Consider the following 18,731-nt stretch of genomic DNA (forward strand, 5'->3'; position numbering starts at 1 on the left):
CTCATGCGCCACCCGAGGCACTCGGCGCACAGTGGAGAAATGCTCTGGTCAGACCCGCCCGACGAGACCCGGTCGGAAGCACTTCGCATCCGCGAACTGCTCCGTCGGGCCGGGGTACTGATCGCCGTCTGCGCGTCGCTGGCGCTGATCCTGGTGATGGTCTGAGTGACGCTCAACCCACCGTCGGCGGCGCGTACTTCGCGACGAACGCGGTGAAGTCGGCCAGCGCCGCCGGGTTGCCGAGCACCGCGCTGGCGTGGGATGCGCCCGGATAGAGCTTCAGCCAGTGCACCTGAGCCCGCTTCGCCTCCGCGGCAAGCGACTTGGCGTCGTCGTCGAACGGAGAGTCGTCGGCGTCGGCCATGAAGAGGACCGGCATGGTCAGCCGCGGCACCGCCGCGCCCGCGTCCATCCCCTGGTACTGCGCCGGACCGCTCAGGCTCACCACCGCCGCGACCGGCAACGCCTGCGGCCGCGAGGCGGCGACCAGCACGGCGGTGCCGCCCTTCGACCCGCCGACGAGCAGCACCCTGGTGGCGCCCCTGCGCTTCAGCTCGGTGATCGCGTCGCCCACGTTGGCGTCCGTGGGGCCGACGGCGGTGAAGGTCGTGGCGAGATAACCCTCGGCCGCGAACTTCGACACCCAGGGCGCCCATTCGCACACCGACTCCCCCGCCATGTGGGCGAGGACGACGCCGACCCTGCCGTGTCCCGCGGCGAAGGCGTCCGCCGTCGTGGGCTGGTCGCTCAGCTTGAGCTGGTACGCACCCGGGACCTGATCGGGCGTGAGGCAGCCGTAGTCCTGCGCCGCGGCGGTCGCCGAGGTGGGAGACGCGGGCGAGGCGGTCGCCCCGCCGCCGGTCTGGCCGCTCGCGCACCCCGCCGGCCCCAGCACCGCGCAGACCACCAGTACCGCAGCCCTCCTCCCGAGCATTCGCCACCCCCGTAGCCGACGCCGATCCCGCACTAGTGTGGACCTCATGACCGACAAGCGCACCCTCGTCCTCGCCTCCGCCTCCCCTGCCCGGCTGGGCCTGCTGCGTCAGGCGGGACTGGACCCGAAGGTGATCGTCAGCGGCGTCGACGAGGACGCGCTCACCGCGCCCACGCCGGGCGAGCTGGCGCTCGTCCTCGCCGAGGCGAAGGCCGCGGCGGTCGCCGCGCAGCTGACCGACGGCGAGCTGGTCGTCGGCTGCGACTCCGTGCTGGAACTGGACGGCCAGGCCCTCGGCAAGCCCGCCGACGCGACGGAGGCGCGGGCCCGCTGGCACGCGATGCGCGGGCGCAGCGGCGTCCTGCAGACCGGCCACTGCGTCATCGACCTCCGCAGCGGCGCGCGCGCCTCCGCGACGGCCTCCACGACGGTCCGCTTCGGCACCCCCGACGACGCGGAGATCGACGCCTACGTCGCCTCCGGCGAGCCCCTCCACGTCGCCGGCGCCTTCACCCTGGACGGCCGCTCGGCACCCTTCCTGAACGGCATCGAAGGCGACCACGGCAACGTCATCGGCCTGTCCCTCCCGCTCCTCCGCGCGCTTCTCACCGAACTGAACGTCCGCATCACCGACCTCTGGGCGTGAACTTGCACTCCCCCCAGGGGCGCGAGGCTCTGCGCGACAAGCCACTGATGAGCAGACGGTCCTGAACGCGCAGGGCCATCCGCACACAGTGGTTCCTCGCGCCCACGCGGCGGAGCCGCATCTCAGCAGAGCCCCGCGCCCCTGGCACTGCATGGTTCCTCGCCTGCCCACGGTTCCCCGCGACCCTGTGGGTAGTGCATGCTCTCTGTCGAAGGATCAGTTCTCTTCGGGGCGGGGCGGCCATGAGCAACGGTGACATCTGGAACATCGTCCTCGGCGTGCTCTCCAGCGCGTTCAGCGCCGTCCTCGCCTGGGCGTTGCAGGCGCTGCTGCGCCGCCGGCGGCTCGAACGCAAGCGGGCGTTCTTCGGCATGCGCCCCGGGAGCGAGGCGCTGCTCGTCGTCCCGCGCAAGGCCGGCTCCGCCGACTCGGACCGGATCGTCGCGCAGAACGACGTCTACGCCCTCATGGAGCTGTCCGCGCTCGCGCACGAATGCGGGGGGCAGTACGCCGTGAAGCCCGCCAACCAGATACGTCAGGGCATCGGCGACCGCGCCGAGTTCTGCATCGGCGGCCCGACCGCCAACGAGCGCACCGCCGCGCACCTGCGCCTCAAGCTGCCCGGCTTCGCACACGTCGCCGAGTGGGAGGCGGGCAACGTCAACCAGTTCGTGCTCGGCGGCGCCGACCGCTTCACCCGCGAGCCCGGCGTCGTCGACTACGCGCTGCTGGCCAGGATCGCCGTGGGCGCGCAGGGCCAGCCCACCTTCCTCGTCTGCGGCCAGACCGCCGTCGCCAACCTCGCCGTGGTGCGCCACCTGACGCGCAACTACCAGGAGTTGAGCCGCAAGCACCACACGGGCTCGACCTTCGCCCTGCTCTTCAAGGTGCTGCAGCCCGACAACTACGGCTCGGACGTGATCGAGCTCATCGGCGACGTCACGCGGCAGGTGCAGCAGGCCCCGGCGCCGTCGGAGGAACGGGAGGAGCCGGAGGGGTCGGCGTCGTCGCGGGAGCTGGCGAACCACTCGGCGGAATGAAGAGCACCAGCACCAGCAGCGTCAGCGTGAGCGCCACCACCAGGAACGCCGTCACACCGGACAGGGCGAGCAGCAGGGCCGCCAGGATCCCGTGGAAGACGGCGGCCGCGATCACCGCGAAGCGGGTGAGCCGTCCGGTCTCGCTGGTGGCGCGGATCGCCAGCCGCAGCAGCAGCACGGCGACCAGCAGCAGGAAGGCCGCCTGGACGCTGAGCCCCACGTACGCGCCGTTGGCTATCGCCGAGGTCTTCAGGCCGGCCAGCTGCATGTGCTGGTAGTTCGCGGCCTTGCCCATCACGAGGGCGAAGAGCACCGAGACACCCGCCTCCAGCACCAGCAGGACCATCGCCGCGACCGCTGTCCATCTCCGCATGGCCGTACCTTACTGATCAGTAGTCAAGTGCGGAAGACCGTGGCACAACCCTCCTTCAACCGGCGCGGCGTACCGTGGGATCAAAGCCGCTCACCCAGCGTGTGGGCAAGGTCACCACCGGAACGGACTCGGCAGTACACCCCGAGATTCCCTAAACTCTCCTGGGTTCATGAAGGGAGCCACAGTGCGCAAGGTGCTCATCGCCAACCGCGGAGAAATTGCCGTCCGCGTCGCTCGTGCCTGTCGGGACGCCGGTATCGCGAGCGTCGCCGTCTATGCCGAGCCTGACCGGGACGCGCTCCACGTCCGCGCTGCCGACGAGGCCTTCGCCCTCGGTGGCGACACCCCGGCCACCAGCTACCTGGACATGGCCAAGGTGCTCAAGGCAGCCGCCGACTCGGGCGCGGACGCGGTACACCCCGGATACGGCTTTCTCTCCGAGAACGCCGATTTCGCCCAGGCCGTCCTGGACGCGGGCCTGATCTGGATCGGCCCGCCGCCGCAGGCCATCCGCGACCTCGGTGACAAGGTCACCGCCCGCCACGTCGCCCAGCGCGCCGGCGCGCCGCTGGTCGCCGGCACCCCGGACCCGGTCGCGGGCCCGGACGAGGTCGTCGCGTTCGCCCGCGAGCACGGCCTGCCGATCGCGATCAAGGCCGCGTTCGGCGGCGGCGGCCGCGGTCTGAAGGTCGCCCGCACGCTCGAGGAGATCCCCGAGCTGTACGAGTCGGCCGTCCGTGAGGCCGTCGCGGCGTTCGGTCGCGGCGAGTGCTTCGTGGAGCGCTACCTGGACAAGCCGCGCCACGTGGAGACCCAGTGTCTCGCCGACAAGCACGGCAACGTGGTCATCGTCTCCACCCGTGACTGCTCGCTCCAGCGCCGTCACCAGAAGCTGGTCGAGGAGGCCCCCGCGCCCTTCCTCACCGAGGAGCAGAACGCCCAGCTGTACGCGGCCTCCAAGGCCATCCTCAAGGAGGCCGGCTACGTCGGCGCCGGGACCTGCGAGTTCCTGGTCGCCAACGACGGCACGATCTCCTTCCTCGAGGTGAACACCCGCCTCCAGGTCGAGCACCCGGTCTCCGAGGAGGTCACCGGCATCGACCTGGTCAGGGAGATGTTCCGCATCGCCGACGGCGAGGCGCTCGGCTACGACGACCCCGAGGTGCGCGGCCACTCCTTCGAGTTCCGCATCAACGGTGAGGACCCGGGCCGCAACTTCCTCCCGGCTCCCGGCACCGTCACCCTCTTCGCCCCGCCGTCCGGCCCCGGCGTCCGTCTGGACTCCGGCGTCGAGACCGGCTCGGTCATCGGCCCCGCCTGGGACTCGCTGCTGGCCAAGCTGATCGTCTCCGGCGCGACCCGCGAGCAGGCGCTGCAGCGTGCCGCCCGCGCGCTGGCGGAGTTCAAGGTCGAGGGCATGGCCACCGCCATCCCGTTCCACCGCGCGGTCGTCACCGACCCGGCGTTCACCTCCGACCCGTTCCAGGTGTTCACCCGCTGGATCGAGACCGAGTTCGTCAACACCATCCCGCCGTTCGCGGCCCCCGCCGGTGACGGCGAGGAGCCCGAGGGCCGCGAGACGGTCGTCGTCGAGGTCGGCGGCAAGCGGATCGAGGTCTCCCTTCCGGCAGGCCTGGGCGCCACCGCCGGCGCGCCGCGTGCGGCGGCCGGTGGCGGCAAGGCCAAGCGCCGCGCGGTCTCCGGCAAGGGCGGCTCCGCCGCCTCCGGCGACACGCTCGCCTCGCCGATGCAGGGCACCATCGTCAAGGTCGCCGTCGAGGAGGGCCAGACCGTCGCCGAGGGCGACCTGGTGGTCGTCCTGGAGGCCATGAAGATGGAGCAGCCGCTGAACGCCCACAAGGCGGGCACCATCGTCGGTATCAGCGCCGAGGTCGGCGCGACCGTCACCTCCGGCGCGGTGATCTGCGAGATCAAGGACTGACCCAGCTCCACGTATGAACGCACCACGATCGACGCCCACCACGGACCTGCGCACCGCGCTCGGCCGGGTGGGCGTCGATCCGTTCCTGCTGGCGATCCTGGCCACGGTCGGCCTGGCGGCGCTGTTCCCGGCCGAGGGCGGCGGGGCGCACGCGGTCTCGGTGGCGACCAGGGTCGCCATCGGCCTGCTGTTCTTCCTCTACGGCGCGCGGCTCTCCCCGAAGGCGGCGCTGGACGGCGCGCGGCAGTGGCGCCTGCACCTGGCCGTCCTGCTGGCGACCTTCGCGCTGTTCCCGCTGCTGGGCGTGCTGGCTCAGTGGCTGACCACGCCGCTGCTGGGCGCGTCGCTGGCGAAGGGCGTGCTCTTTCTCACCCTGCTGCCGTCGACCGTCCAGTCCTCGATCGCCTTCACGTCCATCGCGGGCGGCAACGTGGCGGCCGCGGTCTGCGCGGCCTCCTTCTCCAGCCTCGTCGGCATCGCGCTCACCCCGCTGCTGACCGCCTGGCTCATGGGCGGCAGCGCCCATGTCGACGCCGGCTCGGCGCTGGACCTGGTGCTCCAACTGCTCCTGCCGTTCCTGCTCGGCCAGCTCTCCCGGCGCTGGATCGCCGGCTGGACGACCCGCCACCGGCCCGCCCTGTCCCTGGTCGACCGCGGGTCGATCCTGCTGGTCGTCTACGGCGCGTTCAGCGAGGGCATGGTCGACGGGGTCTGGAGCGCGCTGTCGCCTGCGCGGCTGGCGGTGCTGCTGGGCACCTGCGTGGCGCTGCTCTTCGCCGTCCTGGGCATCACCGCCACGGCGGGCCGACGGCTCGGCTTCCGCCGCGCGGACCGCATCGTGCTGATCTTCTGCGGCTCGAAGAAGAGCCTGGCCACCGGCCTGCCGATGGCCGCGGTGCTGTTTCCGCCCGCGTCCGTGAGCCTGCTCGTGCTGCCGCTGATGCTCTTCCACCAGATCCAGCTGATGGCCTGCACGGTCATCGCACGCCGGATGGCCCCGCAGGGGCGCGAGGAACTGCGCGACAAGCCACCCGCCTAGGTAGCTCGCCGAACGAGCAGGGCCATCGGCACAGGCCGGTTGTTCGCGCGGTTCCTCGCGCCCCTGCGGGGCGCCTCAGCGGCGCCCCGACACGACCGGCACCGGGCCGCGGCGCTGCCCCGGGAAGCCGGCGGGGCGGCGGGGGGCGTCAGGAGGGGTGGAGGGGTAGGCCGCCGCTGGGGTCATGGGGGCGATGTGGACCTGGACGCCGCGGTCGGCCAGGGCGTCCAGCTCACGGGCGGAGGGTTCGGCGAGGGTGGACTGCTCGTCCGTGACCAGATGGGTGATCGCCTCGCTGGGGACCGTCTGGAACATGGTGTCGTTGCCGAGCTTGCCGTGGTCCGCCAGGACCACGACCTCCGCCGCAGCGCTGACCAGCGCGCGGTCGACCGAGGCCGACAGCATGTTGGTCGTCGACAGGCCGCGCTCCGCGCTCAGCCCGCTGCCGGAGACGAAGGCGCGGGCCACCCGCAGCCCCTGCAGCGACTGCTCCGCGCCGCTGCCCACGAGCGCGTAGTTGGAGCCGCGGAGCGTACCGCCCGTCATCACCACCTCCACGCGGTTGGCGTGGGCCAGCGCCTGGGCGACCAGGAGCGAGTTGGTGACCACGGTCAGGCCCGGGACTCTGGCGAGCCTGCGGGCGAGCTCCTGGGTGGTCGTGCCCGCGCCCACGACGATGGCGTCGCCCTCGGCGACCATGGTCGCGGCGAGGTCGGCGATGGCGCTCTTCTCGGCGGCGGCGAGATGAGTTTTCTGAGGGTATCCGGGCTCTCGGGTGAATCCGCCGGGGAGCACCGCGCCCCCGTGCCGGCGGTCGAGCAGGCCTTCGGCCTCCAGGGCGCGCACGTCCCTGCGGACGGTCACCTCAGAGGTCTGGACGACGCGGGCGAGCTCACGGAGCGAAACCGCTCCGTTCGCACGCACCATTTCGAGGATCAACTGGCGACGTTCTGCTGCGAACACGAAACAGACGGTAACGTGCACGACCGTTAGCTTTCAGGCGATTGCGCCTACTTGCCCAAAACGTCCACAGCAGACCGGCGCACACCTCTACACTGTGCGCCGCCCACTGCGACGAACGCGCTCCCTCGACGCGCCGTCAACTGCCTTCGGCGCGCTTGCGCACGTGCAGCTGCCTGGCGGCCTCGGCGATCGAGCCGGAGACGGAGGGGTAGACGGTGAAGGCGCTGGCGACCTGCTCCACCGTCAGGTTGTTGTCGACGGCCAGCGAGATCGGGTGGATCAGCTCGCTCGCGCGCGGGGCGACCACGATGCCGCCGACGATGATCCCGGTGCCAGGACGGCAGAAGAGCTTCACGAAGCCGTCGCGGATGCCCTGCATCTTCGCGCGCGGGTTGCTGCGCAGCGGCAGCTTCACGCAGACGGCGTCCATCTTCCCGCACTCCACGTCGGCGGCGCTGTAGCCGACCGTCGCGATCTCCGGGTCGGTGAAGACGTTCGAGGAGACCGTCTTCAGGTTCAGCGGCGCGACCGCGTCGCCCAGCGCGTGGTACATCGCGATGCGGCCCTGCATGGCGGCGACGGAGGCCAGCGGCAGCACGCCGGTGACGTCGCCCGCGGCGTACACGCCGGGCGCGCTGGTGCGGGAGACCCGGTCGACCTTGATGTGGCCGGACTCCGAGGTCTTCACCCCGGCGGCCTCCAGGCCCATGCCCTCGGAGTTGGGGATGGAGCCGACTGCCATCAGGCAGTGCGAACCGGTGATGACCCGGCCGTCGGAGAGGGTGACCTCGACCTTGTCGCCGATCCTGCGGGCCGACTCGGCGCGCGAGCGGCTCATCACGTTCATGCCGCGGCGGCGGAAGACGTCCTCCAGGACGGTCGCCGCGTCCGGGTCCTCGCCCGGCAGCACCCGGTCGCGGCTGGAGACGAGGGTGACCTTGGAACCCAGCGCCTGGTACGCGCCGGCGAACTCGGCTCCGGTGACGCCGGAGCCGACCACGATCAGCTCCTCGGGCAGCTCCTCCAGGTTGTAGACCTGGGTCCAGGTGAGGATCCGCTCGCCGTCGGGCTTCGCGTCGGGCAGCTCGCGCGGGTGGGTGCCGGTGGCCAGCAGCACCACGTCGGCGCGCAGCTCCTGCGTCTGGCCGTCGGCGAGCTCCACCACGACGCCGCGGGAGCCGTCGATGGCCTGCCCGTCGCCCTCGAGGCGGCCGTGGCCGCGCAGCAGGGTGACGCCGGCGCGGGTGACGGACTGGGTGATGTCGTGCGACTGGGCGACCGCGAGGCGCTTGACGCGTCGGTTGACCTTGCCGAGGTCGACGCCGACGACGCGGGCGCTCGACGTGGGACTGTCATCCTGGACGACGATGCCGAGCTCCTCGTAGGAGCTGTCGAAGGTGGTCATCACCTCGGCCGTCGCGATCAGGGTCTTGGAGGGGACGCAGTCGGTCAGCACCGCGGCGCCGCCGAGGCCGTCGCGGTCGACGATGGTCACCTCCGCGCCGAGTTGTGCGGCGACGAGCGCCGCCTCGTAGCCGCCGGGTCCGCCACCGATGATCACAATCCGAGTCACGTGCTCCATTCTCCCGCACTTTCGGCACCGCCGGACACCGGCCGCCGCCGGGCCGGGGCCGCCGGGCGGAAGGTCCCGGCCCGCACCCGGCCGGTCGCGCGGCTCCCGTAGGCTATGACGCATGACGCTCTACGCCGCGTATGCCAGCAACCTCGACGCGCGGCAGATGAGCCGCCGTGCCCCCCACTCGCCGCTGCGCGGCACCGGTTGGCTGGACGGCTGGAGGCTGACCTTCGGCGGCGAGCAGTTCGGCTGGGAGGGCTCGATCGCCACGGTCGTCGAGGACGAGAAGGACCAAGTCTTCGTCGCCCTTTACGACATCGCGCCGATGGACGAGCTGGGCCTGGACCGCTGGGAGGGCGTCCCGCTGGGCTTCTACCGCAAGCTCAAGGTCCGCGTGCACACCCTGGACGGCGATGTGACCGCCTGGACCTACGTGCTGAACGACTACGAGGGCGGCCTGCCCTCGGCCCGTTATCTGGGCATCATCGCCGACGCGGCGGAGTCGGCGGGAGCGCCGCACGACTACGTGATGGAGCTGCGCAAGCGCCCCTGCTGATCGTTCCGCGCGCCCGGGAACGACCTCGGCGAGCCGGAACCGTTAGCCAATCGTTACCGCCAGGTGCGAATGAACGCCGCGAGCACCGTCGCCAGGTGGTCGCGCGCGGCGGGATCGGTGCGCTCGTCCGGGGCCAGCTCCAGATGCACGAAGGGCAGCCCCTGCGCCGCCGCGAAGCGGCCCTCGACGTTCAGCGTGCCGCCGAGGTCCCCGCAGGCCCGCTCCCAGACCCGGCAGGCCGGGATGCCCGCAGCGTCCAGCGAGTCCGCCAGCGCCCGCACCTGTGGCGTCACCGGGCCGTAGCCCGGGGTCGGGATCGCCTCGTAGTCCGGCAGGGACTCGGCCGCGAAGCCGTGGACCTGCAGTCCCGGCAGGGCCAGCCGGTCGATGACCGCCGCGAAGACCGTGGTCAGGTCGTGCGCCGGGTCCGCCAGCGTGCGGTGCGCGCCGGCCACGACCATGATCGCGCCGGGTGCGTCGCGGAAGACCGCGGTCGCGACCTGCTCCGTCGCCATGTCGTAGACCGGATGCGGGACCTGGAGCGTCCAGTGCCGGACGGTGCCCGGCTTCCAGAAGCCCGCGCGCCGGTCCAGGTCGACGTAGACGCGGCCCCAGCCGCGGCGGGCCTCGCGGTCCGCGGAGAGGTCGGCGACCTCCAGCACCCCTCGGCCGGTGGCCTGGTCCCGCAGGGTGGTCACTCCGTAGCCGACGCGGGCCAGCTCCGCCCTGGCGGCCCCGGCGTTCCCTGCGGCCAGCAGCGCGACCCCGTCGGCCAGCGTGGCGCGCTCGGCCTCCGTGGGCTGCTGGTAGGTGCGGCGCACGCCGAACGGGGCGACGTAGTCGCCGATCCGCCGGGCCAGGTCGACCCGCGGCAGCGAGGGCAGGAACGCGGCCCGCGTGGTCGTCGGCTCCGCCGCGGCCCCCGCGATCAGCGGCGGCAGGGTGGGCGGCAGCGCGGCCAGGGTCGCAAGGAGGGCAGCGGTCGTCAGCCGCGTTGCGGCACGCACGTAGAGGACATTAAGGACATTGCGCACGATTACTTCGTAGGCGCGCAGTCGTAGATCGACGTCGCGGTCCCCGACACCTCCTGGTAGGCGCTGGGCGGGACGACCTTGCAGTGCGCCTCGACCCAGCGGCTGCCGGGCGTCTCGGGGCGGTTCGCGATCAGCAGGCCGTAGCGGAGCTGACCGGACGCCACCAGTGCGGCCACGGCGTCGGCGTCGGGGAACGGGGTGTTGCCGGTGAAGCCGCCCATCACCAGGACCGGCGCGTCGGTGCCGCGCAGCAGCGGCTCGGCGGGCTCGGCGCTCTGGGTGGCCACCAGGTAGTGGGCGGAGCCCTGGTGGGCCTCCAGGTAGCCGAGGATGTGCGCGTAGCGGCCCGCGGGCGGGGCGAAGGTGACCGGGGCGGCAGCCTTCTTGTGCGAGGCGGCGACATAGCCCACGCCCACCGGGCCGGCCAGCGGGGAGGTCGAGCTGCCCGCGTACAGCGGATTGAGCACCGACAGAGCCCACACCGCCGGGCTGAGCACCACCGCGACCACGGCGACCCAGCCGCCCCACTCCTTGCCCTTGGCCAGCGCACCGGCGGCCACCAGGCCGCAGGCGCCCACGAACGGCGCCAGCCACTGATGGAAGGTCGGATGCAGGCCGTCGAGCACCACGGCCCACAGCGCACCGGCCATGACCAGGCCGAGCAGCGGGTAGCGGGCGGCCTGCGCCTTGGCGTGCGGCAGGCCCTCGGCCTGCCGGAAGCCCTGCCAGGCGGCGGCCGCCGCCGCGCCGGAGAGGGCGGCGAAGGCGGGGGCGAGGATCACGGTGTAGTAGCCGTGGATGCCGGAGGAGGCGGCGAAGACGAGGTAGTTGACCAGGGACCAGCCGCCCCACAGGAGGTAGCCCGCGCGTAGCGGGTCGGTCCGTTCGCGGCCGCGGCAGGCGAGCAGGCCCAGGACCAGGCCCAGCACCGCGACCGGCAGGAACCAGCTGATCTGCGGCGCGGTGGCGTGGCTGGTGAGCACCCCGATGCCCGCGCCGCCGGTGGGACGTGAGGCGGCGGTGCCGGGCACCGAGCCGAACGCGGTGCCGTTGCCGCTGCCGAAGCGGCTGATGCCGTTGTAGCCGAAGACCAGTGCGAAGGGGCTGTTGCCGGTGGTCCCGTCCAGGTAGGGCCGCGACCCCGCCGGCGTCGCCCACACGATCAGCACCCAGCTGCAGGAGACCAGCAGCGCGGTCGTCCCGGCGATCAGCACGTTCCGCGCCCGGCGTGCCAGGCCGCCGGGCGCGGCGTAGAGGTAGACCGCGCCGAAGACCGGGATCAGCACCCACGCCTGCAGCATCTTGGCCTGGAAGGCGAGGCCGACCCAGACCGCGCAGGCCAGCAGCGGCCGCAGCTGACCGCTGCGGGAGGCCCGCAGGGCCGCGCCGCCGGCCAGCACCAGCAGCAGCGCCAGCAGCGTGTCGGAGATGTTGCGCCGGTCCAGCGCCGCGGCGATCGGTGTGACCAGCATCACCAGCGAGGCCAGCAGCCCGGCGACCGGCCCGGCCCAGGTGCGCACCGTGCGGTAGAGCACCCAGACGGTGGCCATGCCCTCCAGGGCCTGCGGCAGCGCCACCGCCCAGATGTGCAGCCCGAACACCCGCACCGACAGGGCCTGCAGCCACAACGCGCCCGGGAGCTTGTCGACCGTGATCGAGCTGCCCGAGTCCAGCGCACCGTAGAAGAACGCGTGCCAGTCCGCGGCCATGCTGCGCACCGCGGCGGTGTAGTACGGGTGCAGCGAGACGCTGTCCAGGCCCCAGCCGTACAGGTACGCGGCGGCCACGAGCACGGCCGCGAGGCCGACCCGCACGCCCACCGGGGTGCCCCCGGCGACCCGCCGTTCCCGACGGGTCGAGCCGCCGACGTCGTCGGACCCCAAGAGGGTGGGACTGGCCATCGTCGGTGTACCTCTCGAACGCGCATGGGAGGAAAGCAGACTAAGGCGTACGCAAGTGTCCGTTCGAATCGGGTGTGAAATATGTCCGGAACGTAATCGACGTGTGACCCGATGGTCCGTAATCTCTCGTGGGACCCCCCACGAGAGGACCTCTCCTGTCCAGCCACGCCCCGCGGCGCCATCGGACGCGGCTGCGCGCGGACATGCCACTGCTCGGCGGTGTCAGGCCGCCGGTCGCAGCGCTGCTCAGCCTGCTGCTCGCCGTCGCCGCCGTCACCGTGCTCGCGCTCGGCCGATCCGTCGCGCTCGACGTCTCGCCCGCCGTTCTCAGCTCGCAGCAGCACCTCGCCGAGGACGCCGCCAGCGAGGTCCGAGCCGTTCTCGACCAGGACGCCGCGACGCTGCGTCACCAGGCCGCTCAGCTCTCCGACCTGACCGGTGCCAACGGCGCGAACGCCGCGGTCGACACCACCGGACCGCTGACCGCCGACGGACTGCTCAGACGGCTCTCCACGCTCGGGCACACCTGGCTGGGCACGGCCGTCGCCGAGTCGGGCACTGGCAGGCTGCTCGCCGTCAGCGGCGAGCAGATCCCCGCGTCCGCCGTTCAGGCCGCCGCCACGGCGAGCACCAGCCGCAAGGGCAAGCCGGTCCTGATCACGCTGCCCGACCACGAGACCAGGCTGCTGGTCTCGGCGAACGTGGGCGGGCACGTCCTCGTCGCCACCGACACGATCGGCCTGACCGCGCCCGGCGGCGACCTCACCCGTGGGTTCCTGCTCGTGGACGGGCACGCCCGGACCGTCGCCTCGCTCGGGCCCGCCCTCGTGGGCGCCCAGGACCAGCGCATCCCGAGCTCCTCCGCGCACGCCTCGGCGCAGCGCGGAGGCAGCTCCGGCGTGGACCGCAACTCCGGCTACCTGGTCGGCGACCTGCACACCGGCAAGCGCACCGTCGCCGGCTGGGCCGACGTCGCACCGGCGAACGACCCGCTCGTGCACCCGCTGGGGCTGACCGCGGTCGTCGTCATGGCGACGCCGCAGACCTCCAACGTCACCGGCGACTCGCTGCTGGCGCTGACCGCCGCCGGTGCGCTGCTGCTCGCGGCGCTGCTGGTGACGCTGCTGCTGGTGCTGCGACTCCAGCGCCCGCTGCTCAGGCTCCACCTGGGCGCGGCCAGGATCGCCCGCGGCGACCTCTCCCGTCCGGTGGCGCTGGCCCGCGGCGGCGAGGCCGCACGGGTCGGGCACGCGCTGGACGCGCTGCGCCGGCAGCTGCACGGCGAGTCCCCCGAGGTGTTCCGGCCGCTGCGGCGGGTCTTCGGCGCGCGCGCCGTGGTCGTCGTCTGCGCGCTGCTGCTGGCCGCCTGGGGTGTCCCGCTGCTGCTGATGTTCACCCGGCCGGTCAGCGCGACCGCGGTGCCGCAGCAGCTGGTCGCCGACCAGCAGACGCGGACCGTGGCCGCCGCCGAGCGGATGCGGCAGAGCCTCGCCGCCGGCTACCAGGACGTGGCCGGAGTCGCGGCCGTGCTCGACAGCACCGCCACCCCGGACCGCGCGCAGCGGCTGCTCTCCACCGCGCTGGAACAGCACAGCCGCTACCGCACCCTCTACCTGCTGGCCCGCAACGGCAGCGTGCTGACCAGTGTCGGCAAGCAGCCGCGCCAGACCCCTGGCGAGCTCAGCGGCCGGGGCGGACTGGTGCAGGTCAACACGGACGGCAAGATCCCGGTGCTGGACGTCTGGGCGCCGGTGCCCAAGGCCCGGCCGACCATCCCCGGTCAGCAGCCGGTCGACCTCGGCCCGTTCACCCCGGTCGCCGTGGTCGGCGAGTTCGACATCTCGGTGCTGGACACCACCCTGGACCACCCCGGCATGGGCAACGTCTGGCTGGTCGACGACCGGCAGAAGGTCGTCGCCTCCCGCAGCGGCTACCTGGCGTACCAGAACCTGCCGACCGACCGACTGGCCCAGCTCGCCCAGAGCGCCTCGTCGGCCCCGCAGTCGAAGCTCGTCCCCGACGGCGCGGACCAGGACCTGATCGCGGCCGCCCCGCTCGGGGTGCTCGCGGGGGTGTCCACGCAGTTCAACTGGCAGGTGGTCAGCTCTCAGCCGAGCTCCTGGCTGGACCTCGGCGCCTACCGCACCCAGCGGCTGACCATGCTGGCGGGCCTGCTGGGCCTGACGGCCGGCCTGGGCTGCCTCGGCTGGCTGCACGTGATCGTGGTCCGTCCGCTGCGCTCGCTGGCCGTCTCGGCCGAGGCGCTCGCCGGCGGTGACCGCCGTACCGTGCTCTACCCCGTCCACCACGACGAGGTCGGCTCGGTGCTGCGCAGCCTGGAACTGCTGCGTCAGCAGCTCGCGGCCTCGTCCACGCACCGGCGCACGCCCCCGTCGGCCCGGATCTGACGCAACGGAAGGAAGAACCCGCTGTGCTGTTCCTCTACTGCGTCCTGGTGCTGTGCTGCCTCGGGCTGTTGATCGCCGGCATGGTCGAGCAACGACGCCATGACACCTCGCTGGACCAGATACCCGTGCGGGTGCTGGTCAACGGCATCCGGGGCAAGAGCTCCATCACCCGGCTGTGCGCGGGCGCGCTGCGCGGCGGCGGCCTGACCACGGTCGCCAAGACCACCGGCACCGCCGCCCGCTTCATCCACCCGGACGCCACCGAGGAGCCGGTCTACCGCAAGTTCGGCATCGCCAACGTCGTCGAACAGATCGGCATCGTCCGGCGCGCCGCGGCGTACCGGCCCGATGCCCTGGTCATCGAGTGCATGGCGGTCATGCCCGCGCTGCAGGAGATCAACCAGGAGAAGCTGATCCGCTCCACCATCGGCGTGCTGTGCAACGTCCGTGAGGACCACCTCGCCGAGATGGGCCCGACCCTGGACGACGTGGCCCGCTCCCTCTCGCGCTCGATGCCGGTCGGCGGCGTCTGCGTCACGGCCGAGCAGGAGCGGCTGCACATCCTCCAGGAGGAGGCCGACAAGCGGAACTGCCGCCTGATCGCGGTCGACCCGGAGACGGTGAGCGACGCCGAGCTGCGCGGCTTCTCCTGGTTCACCTTCAAGGAGAACGTCGCCATCGCCCTCGCGGTGGCCGAACTCCTGGGCGTGGAGCGGGAGACGGCGCTGCAGGGCATGTGGGAGGCGCCGCCGGACCCGGGCGTGCTCTCGGTCGAGCGCTACCTGACCCCGGGTGGCGGACGGCTGCGCTTCGCCAACGTCTTCGCCGCCAACGACCCCGCCTCGACGCTGATGAACGTGCAGCAGCTGCTGGACCTCGGCGCGATCGCGCAGCCGCTGAGCGTCGTGATCAACTGCCGCCCCGACCGCGTCGAGCGCAACGGCCAGATGGGCGCGATCATCCCGGAGCTGAACCCGGAGACGGTCTTCCTGATCGGCCACCCGACCAAGAGCGCCGCCGACGCGATCCCGGACAGCTGGCGCGGCCGCGTCGTCGACCTCGGCGGCGACCGGCGCGACCCGCAGCAGCTCACCGACGCCCTGCTGGCCGAACTCGGGCCGGACGCCTCGCTGGTGGCGGTCGGCAACATCCACGGCCAGGGCGAGCTGTTCCTGGACTGCCTGGCCGAGCTGGCCCCCGACGAGGAGGCCGAGCGGGACCGCCCGTCCGCGCAGGCCGCGCAGACCGCGGCCGTGGCCCAGACCGCGCAGATCACGCAGGTCACGCTGGCGTCGGAGACGGCGGTGCTGCCGCCGGTGCCCTTCGACCCCTACGCGCCCTACGAGCACGCGGAACCGCAGCAGTCGTACGACCCGCACGCCGCCCAGGCCGCGCAGGCCGCGCAGGCCGCGCAGGCCGCGCCAGGGACGGACCGGCTCGACGCCCCCGATCGCTTCGACGACTTCGAGGACCCCGAGGCCTTCGACGGCTCGCGCACGATCGCCCTGCGGATCCCGCGCCCGGCCCCGCCCGCGCGGCCCGCCGAACCGACCGACCCGCCCAGCCCGTACGACGACCAGACGAGGTACCCGCTGTGATCCCCGCCGCCCTCACCCCGCAGATCGCCGCTCTCGGCATCGCACTGGGCCTGGTCTTCTCGCTGATCTGCTACCTGACCACCAACCTCTCCCCCGGCGGCATGATCACGCCGGGCTGGCTGGCGCTGACCCTGGTCACCGACATCCAGCGGGCGGGGCTTGTCGTGGGCGTCACGCTGCTGACCTACCTCGGCACGATCGGCCTGCAGCGGGCCGTGATCCTCTACGGCAAGCGGCTCTTCGCAGCGGTCGTGCTGATCGCGGTGGTGCTGCAGATGACCGTGATGTTCGCGCTGCAGGCGCAGTTCCCGCTGCTCTACACCAGTCAGACGCTCGGCTTCATCGTGCCCGGCCTGATCGCCTACCAGCTGGTCCGCCAGCCCAAGGCGGCCACCGCCATAGCGACCGGAGCGGTCACGCTGGCCACCTACGTCGTGCTGGCGGCAGGCCTGCTGCTGGGCGCGCTGCCCACCGCCTGACATCCTGTCCCCGCGCACCCGCGCGACCCATCGACCGCCGCACACCCCGACGGTCCGCACACCGACCGGCCCCGCACGAAGGAGCGACCATGGCCCCCCAGCTCTCACGACGGCAGCTGCTCGGCGGAGGTGCGGGCGTGGGCCTCGTCGCGGTCGCCGGCGCTCTGGGCGTCAAGCTCAACAGCCACTCCAACGCCCCGGCCGCCACCGCCACGCAGGCGCCCGGCGACACGGCCGCGCCGCTGCCGACCGCCAGCGCGGACTGGACCTTCCAGCGGCAGACGGGGCCGGACCGCACCATCGTCCGCGACACCTCGGGCAACCAGCTCGCGGTGCTCACCGACGGCGCCCGCACCGTGATGCTCACCGGGCCCAGCCGCACCTTCACCGAGCCGCGCACCACCACCGCCGTGGTCCAGAGCGACGCCTGGGTCCGGCTGATGCCGGACGAGTGGAAGGCGGGACGCGAGCAGACGCCCTGGTTCCACAACTGGTTCCCCAAGGCGCTGGCCGACACCAGCCCCGACCTCATCGGCATCGCGATGCAGTACGAGGACGGCGCCCCGACCATCCACAACGCCAAGGGGCTGCGCATCGCCGGGGACGCGGCCTTCGGGCCGGTCGTACCGGGCGAGTCGCAGACCTCGTTCCATTACCGCGACGAGAAGTCGGACTTCTACGACTACCTCGGCATCCCGTGGGACTTCCCGGACGGCTCGGTGCAGCCGGAGAAGGCCCGTCTCGGGATGCTGGACTGCTCGGGCTACATGCGGATGGTCTACGGCTACCGCGGCGGCTACCCGCTGCACCTGCACAACAACAAGGGCGTCGGCCTGCCGCGCCGCGCGTACGCGATCGCCGCCTACGCCCCCGGCGTGCTGCTGATCCCGGACACCAAGAGCCGGCCGAGCGACATCGGCATGCTGCAGCCCGGTGACCTGGTCTTCTTCGCCATCAACATCGGCAAGCCGCTCGCCATCGACCACTGCGGGATGTACCTGGGCCAGGACACCGAGGGTCACCCGCGCTTCCTCTCCAGCCGCTCGCAGGCCAACGGCCCCACCTTCGGCGACATCGCGGGCGTCGCCCGGCTCGACGGCAACGGCTTCTACGCCGCGGGCCTGCGGGTCGCCCGCCGGCTCTGACGGGTCTCGCACTCGGCGTACCACGAGCCTTTTCGTCCGTTCGCACGAAGATCAGGACCGGAAGGCCGGAAATGTCATCCCTTTGTGCTCTACGCGCGTAGGAGATTGCCGTTATCCTCGACTTGTGAACGCTTTCCCGCAGCCGGACGCCGGCACGAACCCCGTCAGCCCCTACGACGCCGCGCAGGCCGCCGCCGCGCGCCTTCGGGAGCTCACCGACGGGCAGCCGCACGACGTCGCCCTCGTGATGGGCTCCGGCTGGGTGCCCGCCGCCGACGAACTGGGCACGCCCGACTACGAGTTCGCCATCACCGAGCTCCCCGGCTTCCCGCCCCCCGCGGTCGCCGGACACGCCGGCAAGGTGCGCTCGATCCGCATCGGCGACAAGCGCGCCCTGATCTTCCTCGGGCGCACCCACTACTACGAGGGCCACGGCGTCGCCGCCGTCGCCCACGGCGTGCGCACCGCCGTCGCGGCCGGCTGCCGCACGGTCGTGCTGACCAACGGCTGCGGCGGCCTGCGTCAGGGCATGGCCCCCGGCCAGCCGGTCCTGATCAGCGACCACATCAACCTCACCGGCGCCTCCCCGATCGTCGGCGCCAACTTCGTGGACCTGACCGACCTCTACTCCTCGCGCCTGCGCACGCTGTGCCAGGAGGTCGACCCCTCCCTGGAGGAGGGCGTCTACGTCCAGTTCCCCGGCCCGCACTACGAGACCCCGGCGGAGATCGCCATGGTCCGGGCGATCGGCGGCGACCTGGTCGGCATGTCCACCACGCTGGAGGCCATCGCCGCCCGCGAGGCGGGCGCCGAGGTGCTCGGCCTCTCCCTCGTGACGAACCTGGCCGCGGGCATCACCGGCGAGCCGCTCAACCACGAGGAGGTCCTGGAGGCCGGTCGCAGCTCCGCCACCCGAATGGGCGCACTGCTGGCCAAGGTCCTCGAACGGATCTGATCCTTCCTGCTTCTCCCCCGCATGGCATCCGACGGTTTCCGCGCCGGGTGCCATGCTTTTTGAGGTGAGCCGGACCGGGGGAACGGACGAAGGAGCGGGGTAGGCGCCGTTCGGGGCGCGAGCCGCCCCACCCTTCGGGCGG

Annotated in this window: 16 protein-coding genes and 1 pseudogene; 11 read left to right on the forward strand and 6 right to left on the reverse strand. The window is 72.5% G+C overall.

All coding sequences use genetic code 11. The features are described from left to right. Positions 1-39 precede the first annotated feature (39 nt). Positions 40-165 (forward strand): morphogenic membrane protein MmpB, encoded by a 126-nt coding sequence (gene mmpB, locus BS83_RS48380; RefSeq protein ID WP_269664863.1) that lies wholly within the window; start codon positions 40-42, stop codon positions 163-165. 7 nt (positions 166-172) lie between these two features. On the opposite strand, the gene BS83_RS23380 is transcribed toward mmpB, so the two are convergent. Continuing rightward, a complete protein-coding gene (locus tag BS83_RS23380) occupies positions 173-934 on the reverse strand; it encodes an alpha/beta hydrolase family protein (protein ID WP_157597291.1) in 762 nt (253 codons plus the stop codon). 46 nt (positions 935-980) lie between these two features. Between BS83_RS23380 and BS83_RS23385 the strand changes: the two genes are divergently transcribed. Both BS83_RS23385 and BS83_RS23390 read left to right on the forward strand, forming a co-directional pair. Continuing rightward, complete coding sequence (locus tag BS83_RS23385; RefSeq protein ID WP_037605546.1) at positions 981-1,580, forward strand: nucleoside triphosphate pyrophosphatase; 600 nt, start codon at positions 981-983, stop codon at positions 1,578-1,580. Between the two features lie 242 nt (positions 1,581-1,822). Then, on the forward strand, positions 1,823-2,620 hold the full coding sequence (locus tag BS83_RS23390; RefSeq protein WP_051943702.1) for a hypothetical protein: 798 nt from the start codon (positions 1,823-1,825) through the stop codon (positions 2,618-2,620). Here BS83_RS23390 and BS83_RS23395 read toward each other — a convergent pair. Then, entirely contained in the window at positions 2,520-2,993 is a 474-nt protein-coding gene (locus BS83_RS23395) for a hypothetical protein (RefSeq protein WP_037605547.1), read from the reverse strand. The two genes, BS83_RS23390 and BS83_RS23395, sit on opposite strands and share 101 nt — an antisense overlap. A gap of 184 nt (positions 2,994-3,177) precedes the next feature. Here BS83_RS23395 and BS83_RS23400 point away from each other — a divergent pair, with 184 nt between their 5' ends. After that, complete coding sequence (locus BS83_RS23400; protein ID WP_037605548.1) at positions 3,178-4,935, forward strand: acetyl/propionyl/methylcrotonyl-CoA carboxylase subunit alpha; 1,758 nt, start codon at positions 3,178-3,180, stop codon at positions 4,933-4,935. Positions 4,936-4,948: 13 nt separating this feature from the next. Then, the gene (locus BS83_RS23405; RefSeq protein ID WP_051943707.1) at positions 4,949-5,974 is read left to right on the forward strand and encodes a bile acid:sodium symporter family protein; all 1,026 of its coding nucleotides are present in this window, start codon (positions 4,949-4,951) and stop codon (positions 5,972-5,974) included. Positions 5,975-6,082: 108 nt separating this feature from the next. Here the strand turns inward: BS83_RS23405 and BS83_RS23410 are convergent. Further along, positions 6,083-6,901, reverse strand: a pseudogene (locus BS83_RS23410) (DeoR/GlpR family DNA-binding transcription regulator); the annotation flags it as partial. A gap of 172 nt (positions 6,902-7,073) precedes the next feature. After that, complete coding sequence (locus tag BS83_RS23415; RefSeq protein WP_037605549.1) at positions 7,074-8,519, reverse strand: NAD(P)H-quinone dehydrogenase; 1,446 nt, start codon at positions 8,517-8,519, stop codon at positions 7,074-7,076. 112 nt (positions 8,520-8,631) lie between these two features. Here BS83_RS23415 and BS83_RS23420 point away from each other — a divergent pair, with 112 nt between their 5' ends. After that, complete coding sequence (locus BS83_RS23420; protein ID WP_037605551.1) at positions 8,632-9,069, forward strand: gamma-glutamylcyclotransferase; 438 nt, start codon at positions 8,632-8,634, stop codon at positions 9,067-9,069. A gap of 53 nt (positions 9,070-9,122) precedes the next feature. On the opposite strand, the gene BS83_RS23425 is transcribed toward BS83_RS23420, so the two are convergent. After that, positions 9,123-10,103, reverse strand: a complete 981-nt coding sequence (locus tag BS83_RS23425) for a hypothetical protein (protein WP_157597292.1) — start codon at positions 10,101-10,103, stop codon at positions 9,123-9,125. A 2-nt stretch (positions 10,104-10,105) separates the two neighbouring features. Further along, positions 10,106-12,004, reverse strand: a complete 1,899-nt coding sequence (locus tag BS83_RS23430; RefSeq protein WP_051943714.1) for an ArnT family glycosyltransferase — start codon at positions 12,002-12,004, stop codon at positions 10,106-10,108. A 203-nt stretch (positions 12,005-12,207) separates the two neighbouring features. Between BS83_RS23430 and BS83_RS23435 the strand changes: the two genes are divergently transcribed. The 5 genes from BS83_RS23435 to BS83_RS23455 all read left to right on the forward strand — a co-directional run bounded on the left by BS83_RS23435 (position 12,208) and on the right by BS83_RS23455 (position 18,589). Next, complete coding sequence (locus tag BS83_RS23435) at positions 12,208-14,412, forward strand: HAMP domain-containing protein (RefSeq protein WP_051943716.1); 2,205 nt, start codon at positions 12,208-12,210, stop codon at positions 14,410-14,412. Positions 14,413-14,435: 23 nt separating this feature from the next. Beyond that, a complete protein-coding gene (pgsB, locus tag BS83_RS23440; RefSeq protein ID WP_037605552.1) occupies positions 14,436-16,010 on the forward strand; it encodes a poly-gamma-glutamate synthase PgsB in 1,575 nt (524 codons plus the stop codon). Beyond that, complete coding sequence (locus tag BS83_RS23445) at positions 16,007-16,489, forward strand: poly-gamma-glutamate biosynthesis protein PgsC/CapC (protein ID WP_037605553.1); 483 nt, start codon at positions 16,007-16,009, stop codon at positions 16,487-16,489. The genes pgsB and BS83_RS23445 overlap by 4 nt, the downstream gene beginning before the upstream one ends. Positions 16,490-16,578: 89 nt before the next feature. Next, entirely contained in the window at positions 16,579-17,634 is a 1,056-nt protein-coding gene (locus tag BS83_RS23450) for an NlpC/P60 family protein (protein ID WP_037605554.1), read from the forward strand. Positions 17,635-17,758: 124 nt separating this feature from the next. Beyond that, on the forward strand, positions 17,759-18,589 hold the full coding sequence (locus tag BS83_RS23455; protein ID WP_037605555.1) for a purine-nucleoside phosphorylase: 831 nt from the start codon (positions 17,759-17,761) through the stop codon (positions 18,587-18,589). The last annotated feature ends 142 nt before the right edge of the window (positions 18,590-18,731 follow it).

Source organism: Streptacidiphilus rugosus AM-16, assembly GCF_000744655.1.
GTDB classification, from domain to species: Bacteria; Actinomycetota; Actinomycetes; order Streptomycetales; family Streptomycetaceae; genus Streptacidiphilus; species Streptacidiphilus rugosus.